A 1,443-nucleotide genomic window follows, 5' to 3' on the forward strand; every position below is an offset into this window, starting at 1 on the left:
CCTGCCGAACCCGCAGGCGGAGTTCAAAATCCCGGCCGTGTCGCTGACCGCGAATGAGCACGCGCTGAAAGGCTCTTACATGGGCTCCTGCGTGCCGGTCCGCGACATTCCGCGCTTCGCGCAGATGATGGTGCAGGGGCAACTTCCGATCCCCGATCTGATGACCCATCGCCTCAAGCTCGAAGACATCAACGAAGGTTTCGAGCGGCTCGCGGCGGGCGAGGCGATCCGGCAGGTCATCGTCTTCGACTAAGCGCCGATCTCGGCCCGCAACCAATCGCGGAAGGCGCTGACATGCGGCGCCTCCCGCGCACGCTCGGGCAGGATCAGCGCGTAATTCTCGCCGGTGGCAAACTGGCGCGGCGTCGCCTGCACCAGCCGCCCCGAGGCCAGCGCCCCTTCGGCGATGATCGCGGGCACCAGCCCCAACCCCATCCCCGCGCTCGCCGCATCGAGGATCATGTCGAAATGATCGAACCGCGCGCCGCGCAGGATATGCCGCGCATCGCGCCCGCTTTCGCGAAACCAGTCGAGCCAGAGCGTCGGGCGCGTCGATTGCTGCAACAACGGCAGGGCCAGTAGCGCATCGTCCTCCAGCGCCGCACGCCCCGCCATCAGGCTCGGCGCGGCCACGACGATCAACTCCTCCGCCACCAGATTCTCGACCTCGGCCCCTGCCGGTTCATGCCTTGAGCGCATGATCGCGAGATCGAAGGGCTCATGCTCGAACTCCACAGGCAAGAGCCGCGCGCTCAGATCGAGGCTCACCTCCGGCTGCGCGGCCTCGAACCCTGCCAGCCGCGGGATCAGCCACGAGCGCGCAAAGCTCGGCAATACCGCCATGCGCAGCACCGCCCGCGCGCCTCCGAAAGCCATCGCCCCCATCGCAGCCCGGTCGATCTGGCCCAGAATTTCCTCTGCCTGCGCCAGAAAAACCTGACCCGCAGGCGACAGAGACAGTCGCTTGCGCACCCGGTCGAACAGCGCCACGCCCAGTCGCTCTTCCAACGTCCCGAGCGAGCGCGACACCGCCGATTGCGTCAGGTTCAACTCCGCGGCCGCCCGCGTCGTCGTGCCGAGGCGCGCACAGGCGGCGAAGGCCTGCAGCTCGTTGATCGTCGGGGTGTAGCTCTTGCGCATGGTCGCGAGGGTGCTCCGCTGTGGTTCTCTAGATCATGCGCAAAACTCATCATCTTCGCAAATTTAATCGTTTGCGCTGCGCGCCCCGATGCCTAGAGTCCGACGCGACAGACACGTGACCCCGAGGACCCGCCATGACCGACCGCCCCACGCTCAAAGCCAAGGATGCCCCCGATCTGGGCAAGTTCACTTGGGACGACGCGCTGCGTCTGGAAACCCAGCTGAGCGAAGACGAACGGATGCTGCGCGATGCGGCCCGTGCTTATGCGCAGGACAAGCTGCAGCCGCGCGTGATCGAGGCCT

The 1,443-nt window shown here is 66.5% G+C and carries 1 protein-coding gene and 1 pseudogene; one reads left to right on the top strand and one right to left on the bottom strand.

Annotation, left to right across the window (positions count from 1 at the left end; translation table 11 throughout):
* Window positions 1-253, top strand: a pseudogene (locus tag B3D39_RS19950) (alcohol dehydrogenase); the annotation flags it as partial.
* On the opposite strand, the gene B3D39_RS19955 reads toward B3D39_RS19950, so the two are convergent.
* Complete coding sequence (locus B3D39_RS19955) at window positions 250-1,140, bottom strand: LysR substrate-binding domain-containing protein (RefSeq protein ID WP_274961727.1); 891 nt, start codon at window positions 1,138-1,140, stop codon at window positions 250-252. The pseudogene B3D39_RS19950 and the gene B3D39_RS19955 overlap by 4 nt on opposite strands.
* Window positions 1,141-1,443: the final 303 nt, after the last annotated feature.

The organism is Thioclava sp. UBA3469 (assembly GCF_002378135.1).
Classification (GTDB): Bacteria; Pseudomonadota; Alphaproteobacteria; order Rhodobacterales; family Rhodobacteraceae; genus Thioclava; species Thioclava sediminum.

What these genes read in the sequence shown, in the direction of transcription:
- B3D39_RS19955 (WP_274961727.1), bottom strand. Translation starts at nt 1,140, where the DNA reads ATGCGCAAGAGCTACACCCCGACGATCAACGAGCTGCAGGCCTTCGCC.